The sequence below is a fragment of the Agrobacterium sp. ICMP 6402 genome (assembly GCF_009498615.1).
Classification (GTDB): Bacteria; Pseudomonadota; Alphaproteobacteria; order Rhizobiales; family Rhizobiaceae; genus Agrobacterium; species Agrobacterium burrii.
Window position 1 is genome coordinate 153,997 of sequence record NZ_QSNV01000010.1, and the last position, 16,378, is coordinate 170,374.

At 60.5% G+C, this 16,378-nt stretch carries 13 protein-coding genes; 9 read left to right on the forward strand and 4 right to left on the reverse strand.

Annotated features, from left to right (window positions below; genetic code table 11):
* Positions 1–254 precede the first annotated feature (254 nt).
* From DXT96_RS22220 to DXT96_RS22235, 4 genes are all read right to left on the reverse strand, one after another.
* Entirely contained in the window at positions 255–1,184 is a 930-nt protein-coding gene (locus DXT96_RS22220; protein WP_153516500.1) for a response regulator, read from the reverse strand.
* Positions 1,181–4,579, reverse strand: a complete 3,399-nt coding sequence (locus DXT96_RS22225) for an ATP-binding protein (protein ID WP_153516501.1) — start codon at positions 4,577–4,579, stop codon at positions 1,181–1,183. Before DXT96_RS22225 ends, DXT96_RS22220 begins: the two co-directional genes overlap by 4 nt.
* 31 nt (positions 4,580–4,610) lie before the next feature.
* Positions 4,611–5,381, reverse strand: a complete 771-nt coding sequence (locus tag DXT96_RS22230) for an SDR family oxidoreductase (protein ID WP_153516502.1) — start codon at positions 5,379–5,381, stop codon at positions 4,611–4,613.
* Between the two features lie 157 nt (positions 5,382–5,538).
* Positions 5,539–6,573, reverse strand: coding sequence for a glutamine synthetase beta-grasp domain-containing protein (locus tag DXT96_RS22235; protein WP_153516503.1), 1,035 nt, complete (start codon positions 6,571–6,573; stop codon positions 5,539–5,541).
* Positions 6,574–7,054: 481 nt separating this feature from the next.
* Between DXT96_RS22235 and DXT96_RS22240 the strand changes: the two genes are divergently transcribed.
* The 9 genes from DXT96_RS22240 to DXT96_RS22280 all read left to right on the forward strand — a co-directional run bounded on the left by DXT96_RS22240 (position 7,055) and on the right by DXT96_RS22280 (position 16,299).
* Positions 7,055–7,261: a DUF2735 domain-containing protein gene (locus DXT96_RS22240; protein ID WP_174373243.1), complete on the forward strand. Its 207-nt coding sequence runs from the start codon at positions 7,055–7,057 to the stop codon at positions 7,259–7,261.
* Positions 7,262–7,612: 351 nt separating this feature from the next.
* Positions 7,613–8,902 (forward strand): urea ABC transporter substrate-binding protein, encoded by a 1,290-nt coding sequence (urtA, locus tag DXT96_RS22245; RefSeq protein ID WP_153516504.1) that lies wholly within the window; start codon positions 7,613–7,615, stop codon positions 8,900–8,902.
* A gap of 277 nt (positions 8,903–9,179) precedes the next feature.
* The gene (gene urtB / locus DXT96_RS22250) at positions 9,180–10,793 is read left to right on the forward strand and encodes an urea ABC transporter permease subunit UrtB (RefSeq protein WP_153516505.1); all 1,614 of its coding nucleotides are present in this window, start codon (positions 9,180–9,182) and stop codon (positions 10,791–10,793) included.
* Positions 10,790–11,962, forward strand: a complete 1,173-nt coding sequence (gene urtC / locus DXT96_RS22255; RefSeq protein ID WP_153516506.1) for an urea ABC transporter permease subunit UrtC — start codon at positions 10,790–10,792, stop codon at positions 11,960–11,962. The genes urtB and urtC overlap by 4 nt, the downstream gene beginning before the upstream one ends.
* A 4-nt stretch (positions 11,963–11,966) precedes the next feature.
* Positions 11,967–12,728 (forward strand): urea ABC transporter ATP-binding protein UrtD, encoded by a 762-nt coding sequence (gene urtD / locus DXT96_RS22260; protein WP_153516507.1) that lies wholly within the window; start codon positions 11,967–11,969, stop codon positions 12,726–12,728.
* Positions 12,729–12,804: 76 nt separating this feature from the next.
* Entirely contained in the window at positions 12,805–13,323 is a 519-nt protein-coding gene (locus DXT96_RS22265; protein ID WP_153516508.1) for a hypothetical protein, read from the forward strand.
* A 14-nt stretch (positions 13,324–13,337) separates the two neighbouring features.
* A complete protein-coding gene (gene urtE, locus DXT96_RS22270) occupies positions 13,338–14,033 on the forward strand; it encodes an urea ABC transporter ATP-binding subunit UrtE (RefSeq protein WP_153516509.1) in 696 nt (231 codons plus the stop codon).
* 254 nt (positions 14,034–14,287) lie between these two features.
* Positions 14,288–15,541 (forward strand): PHB depolymerase family esterase, encoded by a 1,254-nt coding sequence (locus DXT96_RS22275; protein ID WP_153516510.1) that lies wholly within the window; start codon positions 14,288–14,290, stop codon positions 15,539–15,541.
* Positions 15,448–16,299: an urease accessory protein UreD gene (locus DXT96_RS22280; RefSeq protein WP_371418971.1), complete on the forward strand. Its 852-nt coding sequence runs from the start codon at positions 15,448–15,450 to the stop codon at positions 16,297–16,299. The genes DXT96_RS22275 and DXT96_RS22280 overlap by 94 nt, the downstream gene beginning before the upstream one ends.
* Positions 16,300–16,378: the final 79 nt, after the last annotated feature.

Genomic DNA, 16,378 nt, shown 5'->3' on the forward strand with positions numbered 1-16,378 from the left:
TGTTTCGGGGGTATGTGGCTCTGTGGTGATTTTTGGGGGATATGGGGGCCGCTTGTTTCTTCTCCCCGCCGGGGAGAAGGTGGCCCGAAGGGCCGGATGAGGGGGCTGGCTCTCGGTTTATCTCTACCCTTGCCCCCTCGTCCCGCTGCTGCGACCTTCTCCCCGGCGGGGAGAAGAAACAAGCGGCGGTCGCTCGCCTATATTGGTGGTTCGGAGGGATATCAGTGGAAGCTTAGCGCATTACGCGCCGAAATTCACCCCTGATGCAGAACATGCGCCGCCTTGACCGCAGCAGAGGCGCGGTTTTCGACGCCGAGCTTCACATAGATCTGTTCCAGATGCTTGTTCACGGTTCTGGCGGAAAGGCCGAGGATTTCGCCGATGTCGCGGTTGGATTTGCCCTTGGCGATCCATAGCAGCACTTCGGATTCCCGCGTCGTCAGGGCGAAGTGGTCCTTGAGCAGATGGTCGTCGGATTTCTCGTTGGCGGCGGTCAGGCGGAAGAGGTATTCGTCCGGCCCCATCGCGCCGAGGAAGGAGAGTTGCAAAGCGGGCCGCCCGGCCTGCGTGATCGTCAGCGGTGTGTCGCGGGCGGCATCCACCGTCGCCCTGTCCTTCAGCCAGCCGGAAATATGGGCGACGACGATCTCCAGCCCGTCATCGCGGCCGGTGGCGGCATTGACGAGCCTTGTCGCCTGCGGGGTCGACCAGTGGATGGCGCCATTGGCGCGCACGGCGAGCAGATGGCGGCCGGCGGCATCGAGCGCCACGCGGGCGCTCTGGGCCGAGCGGGCATTGGAGAGGTGCACGCGGATGCGGGCGCGCAGCTCGTCGATATTGATCGGCTTGGTGAGATAATCCACACCCCCGGACTCCAGCGCCCGCACCACATGTTCGGTTTCCGTCAGCCCGGTCATGAAGATGACGGGCACCTGCGCCACCGCCGCATTGGCTTTCAGGCGGCGGCAGGTCTCGAAACCGTCCATGGCCGGCATGACGGCGTCGAGCAGGATGATATCGGGCGTGATGCGTTCGGCGATGTTCAGCGCTGCCTGTCCCGAGGTGGCGATGAGGGCGGAAAAGCCTGACTGTTCCAGCGCATCGGTCAGGAACCCCAGCGCTTCCGGGCTGTCATCCACCAGCAGGACGATGTCTCTTGGAGCCGCTGTCGCCTGACCGCTCATGCCGTGCCATCTCCCCTGTTGTTGTCGTCAGAAAATCGCTTGAGAAAATCGGCGTAACCGGTGAGATCGAAGGCCTGCACATAGGCGCCAAGTTCCTGCGTGAAGGGCAGGTTTTCCGTGTTACGGGCAAGATCGGCGAGTTTCGCCTCGATGCCGCGTATGTAACCGATTTCGCCAAGCTGCTGCAAATCCTTGATATGGATTGCGCCGGGATGGATGATCTGCGGCGTTGGCTGCGGGGCAGGTGCCGGGGGCAGGTCGGCCTCGTAAATCCATTTGAGGCCGAGATGCACGGCGAGCCTGTCGCAAAGGTGGCGGATATCGACCGGCTTGGCGATGGCGTCATTGTGATTGTCCTCTCCCGCGCCCGCAACTGTCCCGTCGCCGATATTGGCCGAGAGCATGATGAGCGGGGCGGTCTGGCCGGCCTCGCGCAGCTTCGTCACGAGCTGCCAGCCGGACATGCCGGGCATGGAAATATCGATGAGGAAGAGGTCGGGCTTTACGCCTTCGATGAGCGTCAGGCATTCCGGCCCGCTCTGCGCCGTCAGCACCACGAAATCAAGCGGCGAGAGCACCTGCCGCATCAGCTCGCGGTGATCCTCATTATCGTCCACCACGACGATGGTGCGGCGCGGGCCGGAATAGGAGCGGATGGTCTTCTCCGGCGCGGGTGCCGTGCTTGGCCGGTGGACGGCTGATAGCATGAGGCGGACGCGGAAGGTGGAACCCTCGTCCTTTTCGCTGGAGACGGAAATCTCGCCGCCGAGCGTATTGGTCAGAAGCCTTGTAATGGTGAGGCCGAGGCCGAGGCCCGGCATGGGCCGCACGCTTTCGGCCTCACCGCGCTGGAAGGGTTCATAGATGCGGGCGAGGTCCTTTTCGGCAATGCCACGGCCGGTATCGGACACGGTGAAACTGGCCACCTGGCTGCGATAGGCGACATCGAAGGTGACGGCACCCTCATCGGTGAATTTGATGGCGTTGGAGAGCAGGTTGACGAGAATCTGGCGCAGCCGCTTTTCATCGGTGCGGACATATTGCGGCAAAGCGGCGGTGCGCTCATGGCGGAATTCCAGCCCCTTGGCCTGCGCCTGCGGGCGGAACATATCGACGATCTGGTCGAGGAAATCCTTGATATTGATCTCGTTGGAATAGACCTGCAGGCGGCCCGCCTCGATCTTGGAAATATCCAGAAGCCCGTCGATCAGGCCCGAGAGATGATCGGCGGAGCGGCGGATGACCCGGATGGCCGATTGCCGGGGTGGAGGGATCGTCTCGTCGCGTTCGAGGATCTGGGCGTAACCCAGGACGGCGTTGAGCGGGGTGCGCAGTTCATGGCTGAGACCCACCACGTAGCGGCTCTTGGCGCGGTTGGCGGCCTCAGCCGTTTCCTTGGCGTCCTGAAGGGCGGCGTCGGTTTTCTTGTGGGCGGCGATTTCTTTGAGGAGCAGCGTGTTCTGGCGCGAGGATTCCTCTTCCGCCACCACCCGGCTGTCATGGGCAAGCACCAGGAACCAGCAGACGATGCCGGCAATGACGGCGAAGACGAAAAACACGATGAGGATGGTGCGGTTGACCACATCTGCCGTCGCCGGCGAGGCGGTGCCGACCTGGTGGGCGATGAGCGCCAATATGCCACCGATGGCGGTGACGGCAATGGCCGCCGCCATGCCGTAACGCCCGAGGCGCGTGGCGAGCTTGGCCACCAGTTGTCGCGGCAGGAAGGTTTTGGCGACGGTGGCGACCTGATAATTGAGCTTGGCTTTCGGCTTGCACATGTCATGGCAGCGGCTGTCCAGCGAACAGCAGAGCGAACAGATCGGCGCGGCATAGGCCGGGCACCACGCCATGTCCTCCGGCTCGAACGGGTGTTCGCAGATCGAGCAGGTGATGCTGCTTTCTTTACGCCATTGCTGGCGCGGCTTGCGGGCGAGGTAGAACTTGCCCCTGGTGGCGAAGGCGAGGGCGGGGGAGGCGATGAAGGCAACGATGAGCGTCAGATAAGGGGCCAACGAGGCGGCCAGCGGACCGAAGGTGCCGAAATGCGCCATCAGCGATATGGTGGCCGAAAGCGCCATGGAACCGACGCCGACCGGATTGATATCGTAAAGATGGGCGCGCTTGAATTCGATGCCCGGCGGGGCAAGGCCGAGCGGCTTGTTGATGAAAAGATCGGCGGAAATGGTGCAGAGCCACGCCATGGCGATGATGGAGAAGATGCCGAGCGTTTCTTCCAGCAGGCGGTAGATGCCGAGTTCCATCAACAGCAGCGCAATCGCCACATTGAAGACCAGCCAGACGACGCGGCCGGGGTGGCTGTGGGTGAGGCGCGAGAAGAAATTCGACCAGGCGAGCGAGCCCGCATAGGCGTTCATGACGTTGATCTTCAGTTGCGAGACCACCACGAAAGCGACCATCAGCAGCATGGCGGCGGTTTCGTTGGGGATCATGTAACCGAAGGCGGTGAGATACATCTGCGCCGGATCGGCGGCGCGGTCTACCGAGACGCCGGAACTGAAGGTGAGCACCACGAGAAAGGAGCCGGCCAGCAACTTCGGCACGCCGACGACGACCCAGCCGGCCCCGGCCAGAAACACCGCGATGCGGTGGCGAAACCGGCTCTGGCCTTCGGCCGGCAGGAAGCGCAGGAAATCCACCTGTTCGCCGATCTGCGACATCAGTGCCAGAATGACGGCAGACGCCGCGCCGAATTCCACCAGATTGAAATCCGCGACTGTGCCCGGCGGGCCGGAGGCATGGTGAATGCCGGCAAAGGCCCGCCAGAGATCGTATTTTTCCCAGTCCATCAAGGCGATGAAGATGAAGGGCAGAACGTTCAGAACGATCCAGAACGGCTGGGTGATGATCTGGAAACGGCTGATGAGGCGCACGCCATGGGTGACGAGCGGAATGACCATGACGGCGGAGATGATGTAGCCGATCCAGAGCGGAATGCCGAGCGCCAGTTCCAGCGCGCCGGACATGATCGACGCCTCGATGGCAAAGAGCATGAAGGTGAAGGCGGCATAGATCAGCGAGGTGATGGTGGAGCCGATGTAACCGAAGCTCGCGCCGCGCGTCAGAAGATCGATATCGACGCCATGGCGGATGGCATAACGGCTGATCGGCAGGCCGACGGCAAGCATGGCGATGGCGGCGACGATGATGGCATAGAAGGCGTTGGTGGTGCCGTAGGACAGCGTGATCGCGCCGCCGATGGCTTCCAGCGCCAGAAAAGAAATCGCGCCGATGGCGGTGTGGGAAATGCGGTTTGAGGAAAATTGCCGGGCGCTTTTGGCGGTGAAGCGCAGCGCATAATCTTCCAGCGTCTGGTTGGCGACCCAGCGGTTATATTCGCGCCTGACGGGGATGATGCGTTGCCGTGCGGCCATGCCTATCGAGCACCTTTCCGCAACGGGCCTCTCACAGCCGCACCGACATGCCGCCATCCACCGTCAGCACATGGCCGTTGACGAAGGAGGCCGCATCGCTGGCCAAAAACAAAGCCGCACCGGCGATTTCATCCGGCCGGCCCCAGCGCTCCAGCGGCACGCGCAGCTTGGCGAAGGCGACCATGTCGGGGTTTTCGGCAAGGGCGGCATTGGTTTCGGTGGCGAACATGCCCGGCGCAATGGCGTTGCTGGTGATGCCGCGCGCGCCATATTCCACGGCAATCGCCCGCATCAGCCCGGTCAGCCCCTGTTTGGCGACGGGATAGATCGCATCCCCCGGCCGGACGATATGGCCGAGAATGGAGGCGATGGTGATGATGCGGCCGTAACCATTGGTGTTCATGGCCTCGGCCGCGTCGCGCGACAGCGAAATGGAGGAGGTGAGGTCGGTGCGGATCAGCTCCAGCACGTTCTCGTCATTAAATTCAGCAAGCGGGCGGCGGTCGCGCGCGCCGACATTGTTGACGAGAATATCGAGATGGCCGAATTCGTCCATGATACGGCGGACAAGAGCGCTGCCGGCTTTGGTATCGGCGATGTCGAAAGCGGCGTAGTCGGCTTTTCCGCCGACCTGGCGAAGCGTGTCGACCGCCTGTTGCAGCGTCTCGGGGTTGCGGCCGGTCAGCCACACATGCGCACCTGCCTCAGCAAAGGCGCTGGCGATTTCGAAACCGAGACCACGGCCGCTGCCGGTAATGACGGCGATGCGGTTTTCGAGAGAGAATTTCTGGAGAATGCCCATCGCTCACCTTCTTGCTTGACGTGCTGCAACTTCTTGGAGTTTGCGAAGGAAGAATATGCCGCGCGGGGCAGGGGGCGAAAGGTCGCCTGTCCGGCCTGTCCGTTCGCTGGACACAAAAATGGCGTCGCCCGGTTGGGCGACGCCATGTCTTGGATTATCAGGCAGCAGCCGACTTGGCGAGCGGCACTTCTGCGATCGTCTGCAGAACGACGGAAGCGATCTGGTAAGGGCAGCCCTGCGAGTTCGGACGACGGTCTTCGAGGTAACCACGGTAGCCGTTGTTGACGAAGGAGTGCGGGACGCGGATCGAGGCACCACGGTCTGCCACGCCGTAGGAGAACTTGTTCCACGGCGCGGTTTCGTGCTTGCCGGTCAGGCGCAGATGGTTGTCCGGACCGTAAACGTCGATGTGTTCCTGCCAGTTCTTGGCAAAAGCGGCCATGAGGGCTTCGAAATATTCCTTGCCGCCAACTTCGCGCATGAACTTGGTGGAGAAGTTGCAATGCATGCCGGAACCGTTCCAGTCGGTATCGCCGAGCGGCTTGCAATGGAATTCCACGTCGATGCCGTACTGTTCGCACAGACGCAGCAGCAGGTAACGGGCGATCCAGATCTGGTCGGCGGCGCGCTTGGAGCCCTTGCCGAATACCTGGAATTCCCACTGGCCCTTGGCCACTTCGGCATTGATGCCTTCGTGGTTGATGCCGGCTTCGAGGCAGAGATCGAGGTGCTCTTCAACGATTTCGCGGGCAACCGAACCGACATTCTTGAAGCCGACGCCAGTGTAATAAGGACCCTGCGGAGCCGGGTAGCCCTGTTCCGGGAAGCCGAGCGGGCGGCCGTCCTGATAGAAGAAATATTCCTGTTCGAAACCGAACCATGCATCCTCGTCCTCGACGATGGTGGCGCGGCTGTTCGAGGCATGCGGGGTAACGCCATCGGGCATCATGACTTCGCACATGACGAGCGCGCCGTTGGTGCGGGCCGGGTCGGGGTAGATCGCGACGGGCTTCAGCACGCAATCCGACGAATGGCCTTCAGCCTGCTGGGTGGAGGAGCCATCAAAACCCCAAAGCGGCAGCTGCTCGAGCGTGGGGAATTCGTCGAATTCCTTGACCTGTGTCTTGCCGCGCAGGTTTGCGACCGGCTTGTATCCGTCCAGCCAGATGTACTCGAGTTTGAACTTAGTCATTACGAACCTCTCATAGGTAACAATGCGAAGCCTTGAGGCTTGCCGTGGCGTTTGCCACCGGAAGCACATTCGCGTTCAAGGGCTGACCCCTTAGATGCATGCCGCGTGCCAGATTGGCGATATCCGACGAATTATTCGAAAAATCTTTCAGCGGCTCTTTCTCAAGCCCATCGCATTACCGCTCCCTTCTCCGCTTGTTGCGCCGCAGCAGGCAAATTCGTCCCTCAAGTTTCATCATTGAATCCTTATAGATAGCCGGCTCCTTGCCCTCAAATGCCCTGCTGCGGTGCAGTGATTTCGATTGCGCGCGATGGATCGGCATTTGCCCCAAAAACCGGCGCTTTCGGAATGGTTTTTCTTGCTGATTGGCCGTTTAATGCCTATATTTTTCGCAACGTGATTTTTTTTTAATCAAACGGAGCGAATCCGGTCTTTGTGGGTTTGCTTCCTGAACAAAGTGCTTCGATGCAACCAAAGTGAGATGATCGAAATGGCAACTGGCTTTCATCGCGAGACGGCAACGATCTATCAATTCCCGGTCGGCGGGCGCGCGGGCCTTTCCAAGTTCCACAATAGCGGGCTTAGCGAGCTTGAGCGTCAGGCACGGGAGCCGCATGTGGATTTTGGCTCCTGGTATCATGATGACGCGATCCGGGATGAAGAGCGGGACGGCAAGCCGCATTCTTGATGGCCGCATTCCTGATCTGAGACGTCGCCGCGCATTTCTTCTCCCCGCCGGGGAGAAGGTGGCCCGAAGGGTCGGATGAGGGGGCAACGCCAGCGATTGACAGCACCCTTGCCCCCTCATCCCGCTGCCGCGGACTTCTCCCCGGCGGGGAGAAGAAACAAGCGGAAGCCGCTCGTTCATATGTGAACGTTCTTCTGTTTTAATCCCAAACACCCCTGCAGCTTTCGCCACCCAGCCTACGTCAATTGACGTATACGGTTTGGCATCAGTGAGACCGATAGTCCCCTCCAGCAGCGGCCGCAGATGCCGCTGAGCCTTCACAAGAGGCCAACAAGGAGAGGGGTTCTTCCGATGATATTCCGCAAGACGCTTAGCGCCGCGCTGCTCGGCGCGATCATGTCCACCACCGCCTTCCACGGTGCGTTCGCCGCTGACGATACGATCAAGGTCGGCGTGCTGCATTCGCTTTCCGGCACCATGGCGATTTCAGAGACGACGCTGAAAGACGCCATGCTGATGCTCATCGACGAGCAGAACAAGAAGGGCGGCGTGCTCGGCAAGAAACTCGAAGCCGTGGTGGTCGATCCGGCTTCCGACTGGCCGCTGTTTGCCGAAAAGGCCCGCCAGCTGATTTCGCAGGACAAGGTCGCCGCCGTTTTCGGTTGCTGGACGTCGTCGTCGCGCAAATCCGTGCTGCCGGTGTTTGAAGAACTGAATTCGCTGCTTTTCTACCCCGTGCAATATGAGGGTGAAGAATCCTCCCGCAACATCTTCTATACGGGTGCGGCGCCGAACCAGCAGGCCATTCCGGCCGTTGATTACCTTGCCAGCACCGAAGGTGTGGAGCGCTGGGTTCTGGCCGGCACGGACTATGTCTATCCGCAGACCACAAACAAGATCCTGAAGGCCTACCTGATGTCGAAGGGCGTCAAGGAAGAGGACATCATGATCAACTACACGCCGTTCGGCCATTCCGACTGGCAGACGATCGTGTCCGACATCAAGAAATTCGGCTCAGCCGGCAAGAAGACCGCCGTGGTTTCCACCATCAATGGTGACGCCAACGTGCCGTTCTACAAGGAACTGGCAAACCAGGGCATCAAGGCGGAAGACATTCCGGTCGTCGCTTTCTCGGTTGGCGAAGAAGAGCTTGCCGGTCTCGATACCGCACCGCTGGTCGGCCACCTTGCCGCCTGGAACTACTTCCAGTCCGTTGATGCTCCTGTTAATGCCGAGTTCATCAAGACCTGGCATGCGTTTACCAAGAACGACAAGCGCGTGACCAACGACCCGATGGAAGCCGCCTATATCGGCTTCAACGCCTGGGTAAAGGCCGTCGAATCCGCCGGCACCACCGATACGGACAAGGTGCTGGACTCGATCATCGGCGTTTCCGTGCCGAACCTCTCGGGCGGCTATTCGACTGTGATGCCGAACCACCACATCACCAAGCCGGTGCTGATCGGAGAAATCCAGGCCGATGGGCAATTCGAGATCGTGCAGCAGACGCCGCAGGTGGTGGGTGATGAGTGGTCGGATTATCTGCCGGACTCCAAGGATCTGATTTCGGATTGGAGGAAGCCGATGTCTTGCGGGAACTTCAATGTGGCCACGGGTAAGTGCGGTGGCAAGGGTAGCTGATTAGTTGGGTTGGGTGCCGCTCCCTTTGGTGGGGGCGGTGCTTCGATAGTTGAAAACTGAACAAGCGTGCCCCCCTCTGCCCTGCCGGGCATCTCCCCCACAGGTGGGGAGATCGGCAAGTGGCGAGGTCTCGCATTTCTCTTCGGTCGAGATAGAGCGATGCGAGCGCACCTCGCCGATCTCCCTCCTTGTGGGGGAGATGCCCGGCAGGGCAGAGGGGGGTAACGCAGCATACTCATCGCCAGATAAAATACACCGCCGCTCCAAGGACCCCCACATGACGATCCGATCTTTTCTCGGAGCCATCTTCCTCTGGCTCACCATGGGGATCGCAGCCCAGTCCCTGGCGCAAAGCGACCCAAAACAATTGGTCGACCAGCTCGGCACGGCCGACTTCAAGCAGGCCGAAGTGTTGATCGGCCAGATCGCCGCCACCGGCGACGCTCGCGTGGTTCCGGCGCTGGAGGCTTTCGCTGCGGGCGATCTCTACGTGCGCAAATCCGACAATCTCGTTTTCATGACCAAGCCCGCCGGCTCCAGCTTCACGCTTGTCGATCCGCTGACCGGCGAAAGCGCCGGCGAAGCACCGAAGGCTGCCGTTTCCAAGATCAGGGTCAACAACACTCTGCGCCGCGCCATCCGCGCTGCCCTTGGCGGGCTGACGCTGCTCAGCCCGGAAAAATCCGTGCGGCTTGCGGCGGCAGACGCCGTGTTGAAGGCCCCCAGCGCTGAAAATCTCGAATTGCTGGAAACGGCCATATCAAAGGAAACTGACAACGAGGTGCGGACCCGGATGGAGGAGGCGCGGGCTGTCTCGCTGCTCTCCTCCGACCGCCCCCTCGAGTTGAAGAAAGAAGCGATCGCCACCATCAAGAAGCTTGGCGGGCGCGATGCGATCAGTATCCTGATGGCGGCGACGCCATCCGTCGATCCGAGCCTGAAGCCCAATGTCGATGAAGCGATTTCCAGCATTGAAAGCGCGCTCGCCTTCTGGGATTACGTGCAGAATATCTGGTATGGCCTGTCGCTCGGTTCCGTGCTGCTGCTTGCCGCCATCGGCCTTGCCATCACTTTCGGCGTCATGGGCATCATCAATATGGCGCATGGCGAGATGGTGATGATCGGGGCCTATTCCACCTTCATGGTGCAGGAGGTGATCCGTTCGCATTTCCCCGGCCTGTTTGATTGGTCGCTGGCCATCGCGCTGCCCGCCGCCTTTCTGGTGACGGCGTTTGTCGGTCTCGTGATGGAGCGTGGCGTCATCCGCTATCTCTACGGGCGGCCGCTGGAAACGCTGCTGGCCACCTGGGGCATTTCGCTCCTGCTGCAACAGGGCGTACGCTCCATTTTCGGCCCCACCAACCGGGAAGTCGGCAGCCCCGGCTGGATGTCCGGTTCCTTCAGCGTCGGTTATCTCAATTTCACCTGGAACCGGGTGTGGATCGTCTGTTTCTCGCTGTCGGTGTTTTTCGCGCTGCTGGTGCTTCTGAAGCGCTCCGCCTTCGGTTTGCAGATGCGCGCCGTGACCCAGAACCGCCGCATGGCGTCTTCCATGGGCATCCGCACGCCGTGGGTGGATGCCTTCACCTTCGCGCTCGGCTCCGGCGTTGCCGGCCTTGCCGGGGTGGCGCTGTCGCAGATCGACAATGTCTCGCCCAATCTTGGCCAGAGCTACATCATCGACAGTTTCATGGTGGTGGTGTTCGGCGGTGTCGGCAATCTCTGGGGAACGCTGGTCGGGGCATTGTCGCTCGGCGTGCTCAACAAGTTTCTGGAGCCAACGGTGGGCGCCGTGCTCGGCAAGATCCTCGTGCTCGTCCTCATCATCCTGTTCATCCAGAAGCGGCCGCGCGGTCTCTTCGCACTCAAGGGAAGGGCGATCGAAGCATGATTACCGGCTTCCTCCTGCGCGCGCTTGATCGCCGCATTTCCATCGCCATCGGCATCATTCTCGCCATTGCCGTGCTGGTGCCCGCCTCCAACCTGCTGTTGCCTCAAGACAGCGCCTTGCACATCCCGACCTACATCATGTCGATGCTGGGCAAATATCTGGCCTATGCGCTGCTTGCGCTGGCGCTCGATCTGGTCTGGGGTTATTGCGGCATTCTCTCGCTCGGCCATGCCGCCTTCTTCGCGCTCGGCGGTTATGCCATGGGCATGTATCTGATGCGGCAGATCGGCACGCGCGGGGTTTATGGCCATCCGGTGCTGCCTGACTTCATGGTGTTCCTCAACTGGAAGGAACTGCCGTGGTTCTGGCAGGGCTTCGACATGTTCTGGTTTGCGGCGCTGATGGTGCTTGTCGTGCCGGGCCTGCTGGCCTTCGTGTTCGGCTGGTTCGCTTTCCGCTCGCGGGTCAACGGCGTCTATCTCTCGATCATCACGCAGGCCATGACCTATGCCCTGCTGCTTGCCTTCTTCCGCAACGATATGGGTTTCGGCGGCAATAATGGTCTCACCGATTTCAAGGATATCCTCGGCTTTTCCGTGCAGGCGGATGGCACCCGCGCCGTGCTGTTTGCCATGACGGCCGTCATGCTGGCGCTGTCGCTGCTGATTGCGTCCGGCATCGTCAATTCCAAATTCGGCAAGGTGCTGGTGGGCGTGCGTGATGCCGAAAGCCGGGTGCGGTTCCTCGGCTTTCGGGTGGAAAACATCAAGCTCTTCACCTTCGTCGTCTCGGCCATGATGGCAGGCATTGCCGGCGCGCTGTTCGTGCCGCAGGTGGGCATCATCAATCCCGGCGAATTTTCGCCCGCCAATTCCATCGAGGTGGTGGTGTGGACGGCTGTAGGCGGGCGCGGCACGCTGATCGGGCCGATCATCGGCGCCATTCTCGTCAATGGCGGCAAGAGCTATTTCACCGGGGCATTTCCAGAATTCTGGCTGTTTGCGCTGGGTGGTCTGTTCATCGCGGTAACGCTGTTTTTCCCCAAGGGCATCGTCGGCACGGTGCAGCATTATCTGGCCGGACGACGCGACAAGCGGGTTGCGCGGGCGGCAAGCGCCGGTGAGCAGCCGGGCAATGACAGCGCGGTTGCGCAACAGGCGGCGGAGTAAGCTCATGAACACGGTTTCCGAAAACAGAACCAAAAGCCTGCTTTATCTCGATGGCGTCTCCGTTTCCTTCGATGGGTTCAGGGCATTGAATTCCCTCTCCTTCGTGGTGGAGCCGGGCGAGCTTCGCGCCATCATCGGGCCGAATGGCGCGGGCAAAACGACGATGATGGATATTATCACCGGCAAGACGCGGCCTGACAGCGGCACCGTGCTGTTCGAAGACAGTATCGACCTCACTAAAAAGGACGAGGCCGACATCGCCCAGCTCGGTATCGGCCGGAAATTCCAGAAGCCGACGGTGTTTGAAAGCCACACCGTCTGGGACAATCTGGAACTGGCGCTGAACCGCAAGCGCGGGGTGTTCGCCACGCTGTTCTACCGGCTGACGCAGGAAGACAAGGCCCGCATCGAGGAAATCCTCGCCACCGTGCGCCTTGCCCACCGCCGCAGCGACCTCGCCGCCAACCTTTCGCACGGCCAGAAACAATGGCTCGAGATCGGCATGCTGCTGGCGCAGGAGCCGAAGCTGCTCTTGGTGGACGAGCCGGTGGCGGGCATGACGGATGCGGAAACGGCCGAAACCGCCGTGCTCTTGAAGGAAATCGCCAAGACCCGTTCGGTGGTGGTGGTGGAACACGACATGGGCTTCATCCGCGAGTTGGGCGTGAAGGTGACGTGTCTTGCCGAAGGTTCGGTGCTGGCTGAAGGGTCTATCGATTTCGTGTCCAGCGATCCGAAGGTGATCGAGAATTATCTGGGGCGATAGAAAGAGCTGGCCTCTACTTGTGCCTGTAATAATAACCGGATTTAAGTTGAAAAATTTAAAATCTGGAGTTGATCTAATGGCGTTGATTGGAATTCTGGTTATGGCAATCGGTGCTGCAGCAGTCTGGTATTGGCGGTTGAAGATGGTGCGTGAGGCAGGTAGCGAAATCATCGATACCGTCGAGAAAATGCGCGGCGCCTATAAGCGCAGATCGTTTCGCAAGAAGGCCGAAGTTGCTCCGATAGCCTCCATCCGCGATCCCGCCATTGCTGCGGTGGCATTCTTCATGTGCCTTGCGAACGAAAAGCCGATGTATCTCGACATGGCCAAAAATGTCGTTCGCGACAGGATGAAAGGCATCATCCCGCCCGCGGATATGGAGGAAGTGATCGTCTTTGGAGAATGGGCGTCCAGAAATGTCGTTAATCCCGAAGACCCTATCCGCAGATTTCGCGATTTGTGGGCAAATGCGCTCGATTTCGATGAGAGACGCCAACTGATCGATATTGCCGAAGAGGTAAGCCGGGTGGGGGGTGACAAGACCTCCGGGCAGGACCTTGCCCTGCAGGCGTTGCGACGAACATTACTGAACTAGAACAGGTGGATGACATGCTGACAGTCGAAAACATCAACCTCCACTACGGCGCAGCGCAAGCGCTCCGCGGCGTGTCGCTCAATGCGGAGATGGGCAAGATCACCTGCGTTCTCGGCCGCAACGGCGTCGGCAAAAGCTCGCTGTTGCGCGCCGTGACCGGCCAGCACGCCATCAGTGCCGGCTCGATCAGTTTCGGCGGCGCGCCGCTGGATGGGCTGGCGCCGTACCACCGGGCCAAGCGCGGTGTCGGTTATGTGCCGCAGGGGCGGGAGATCTTTCCGCTGCTCAGCGTTCAGGAGAACCTCGAAAGCGGTTATGCGCCGCTGCCGCGCAAGGAGCGTTTCATTCCTGACGATATTTTCAGCCTGTTTCCGGTGCTGCAAATCATGCTGGGGAGGCGCGGCGGTGATCTCTCCGGCGGCCAGCAGCAGCAGCTTGCCATTGGCCGGGCGCTGGTGACGCGGCCGAAAATCCTCGTCCTAGATGAGCCGACCGAGGGCATTCAGCCATCGATCATCAAGGATATCGGCCGGGCGATCAAATATCTGCGCGATTCTACCGGCATGGCGATCCTGCTGGTCGAGCAATATCTGGATTTCTGCCGTGAACTTGCAGATTACGTCTACATCATGGATCGCGGTGAAATCGTGCATGAGGGGATGGCTGAAACGCTGGATACACCGGAAGCGCGGCGTCATTTGACAGTATAAATCGAGACTAAAAATGCTGCGCGCCGATCACGGCGTGCGAACGGCCGATTAATATTTTGAAAGCCTATGCGCCTGAGCATGGCTTTTATGCGCAATTTTAGTATTTCGTTGAATAAAAGGCTGTGATATTGGCAGCGCAAATGCTGCATGCGAGACACAGGAAAAGTCTATTCGCACGCCGCGACAGTTGATCCCTTACATTCCATGCACCTTCGACGTATCGTCGGAGACATAGTGCCAATAAAGGCGTGTCAATGCATCAAGACTTTGCCCTTGGCCGGGCCGCCCGGCTGTTCCGCTCCGCCCGCACCCTGGTTCTGGGCTTTGTGATATGTGCGAGCGCTGGCGCCGCAGCGTCGGCCTCGACCTGCGGTCAGCTTCCCGGACCCGGCATGGAGCCAGGTCGGCATGATTTTTCCATTCTCTCTAACGGTCAGAAACGCGACGGCGTCTATTTCGTTCCATCGGCCTATGACGGAAAAAAGCCGTTGCCGGTGGTATTCGATTTCCACGGCTCCAACAGCAATCCGCACGGCCAGCTGAACCGCAGCGGCTGGGACAAGCTTGCCGAGCGCGACGGTCTGATGGTCGTGGCGCTGGCGGGCAGCCTTAATGGCGAAATGCCCGGCACTCACGCCTGGAATGTTCCGGGTGTTACCACGCGTCCGGGCGGGCTGGATGAAGTGAGCTTCATTCGCAATGCGGTTGACATGGTCAAGGGCAAATTCTGCGTGGATGAAGAGCGCTTTTACGGTTCAGGTTATTCCGGCGGCGGGCGCATGCTGTCGCAATTCATCTGCACCGGAGCCAAGGATTTTAACGCCGCCGGCTTTGTCGCATCGCTGCGCGCCGGTTATCCGCTGGAGACCGAAGGCAAATGGGGACCGGATACGGCAAGCTGCCAGCCGGCGCGGCCGATGTCGATCATCGCCTTTGCGGGCCTGAAGGATCCTGCCAATCCCTATCAGGGCGGCGGCAAGTCCTATTGGCAATATGGCGGTGAAACGGCGCTGAAGCGTTGGGCCGAAATGGACGGTTGCAAGGGCGGCGCGAAAAGCAAGCCGGGCGAGAGCTTTACCGTTAATTCCTATGATGTCTGCAAGGGCGGTGCGCGCATTCAGTCCTATGTCATCGAAAACTGGGACCATGCCTGGCCGCGCGCCACCATGAAGGCGGAAGTGCTGGCCGCGAGCGCCGTGGTTACCCGCAAGCCCGGTGGCGAGCAGACGCCGAAGGCCGAACCCGCGGTGGAGCGCAAGATGCCCACAGGCGAAGTGATGCGCACGGTTGATGCGGCCGAAAGAATGTGGGATTTCTTCCGCAACACGGAAGGGCAGCTGGTGGTGGACGCCGTCGTCAAGAAGGATTGTGGCGCCAAGGCCTCGTCCGCTTCCGCAAGTACATCGGAGACCGCGTGCAGCAGCAACAGCAAGCCATCGGCTCTTCCGGTTGTGAAGACGCTGAACCTGTCCGGCAGCAGCGCGCCCGTGGCAGAGGACGCATTGTAACCAAAGCCGTCGAAGGGCGCAGCCGGCTGGACCAGCTGTTTCAGGAAGGCTGCGCCAAAATCCGCCTGCCGGATACGTTTTCGAATGAGATGGAAGCCATTCTCATCAACTCCTCCGGCGGGCTGACTGGCGGAGACGAAATAGAATGGCGGGCCACGGCCGCTGCAGGCACCTCGCTGGTGGTAACAACGCAGGCCTGCGAGAAGGTCTATAAGGCATCATCAGGCACAGCCACCGTTACCGCCCGTGTTTCGGCCGGGCCGGGCGCCAGATTGCACTGGCTGCCGCAGGAAACCATTCTGTTCGACCGGGCGTCCTTGACCCGCAGGCTGGAAGCCGATCTCGACGCCTCCTCCGAATTCATCGCCGTCGAAGCCGTTCTGCTCGGGCGTCAAGCCATGGGCGAAGCGATGACGCATGGCCTGTTCCGCGACCGCTGGCGCATTCGTCATGGCGGCAGGCTGGTGCATGCCGAAGAACTCTTGCTTGCGGGCGAGGTGGCGGAGCTGACGGCGAGGACGGCGGTTCTGGCCGGGCAGGTGGCCTTTGCGACGCTGCTTTATATCGGACCTCTCTCCGAGGCGCTTCTGCCTAAAATTCGGGCTATTGCCGGTGAAAGCGGCGGTGCCAGCGAATGGCAGGGCAAGCTAGTCGTGCGTGTCTCTGCGGCAGACGGTTTCTCCCTCAGAAAATTGCTTTTTCCGATCATTTCGCTCTTGCGAAACGGCGCGCCAGTGCCGAAAGTCTGGAATCTGTAACCTCCGGATCGCCCGCGACAGGCGACCTTCCGGGGTCTGTCAAACAAGTCGGACCTGTTCCCCGAAACCCTCAGTGGTT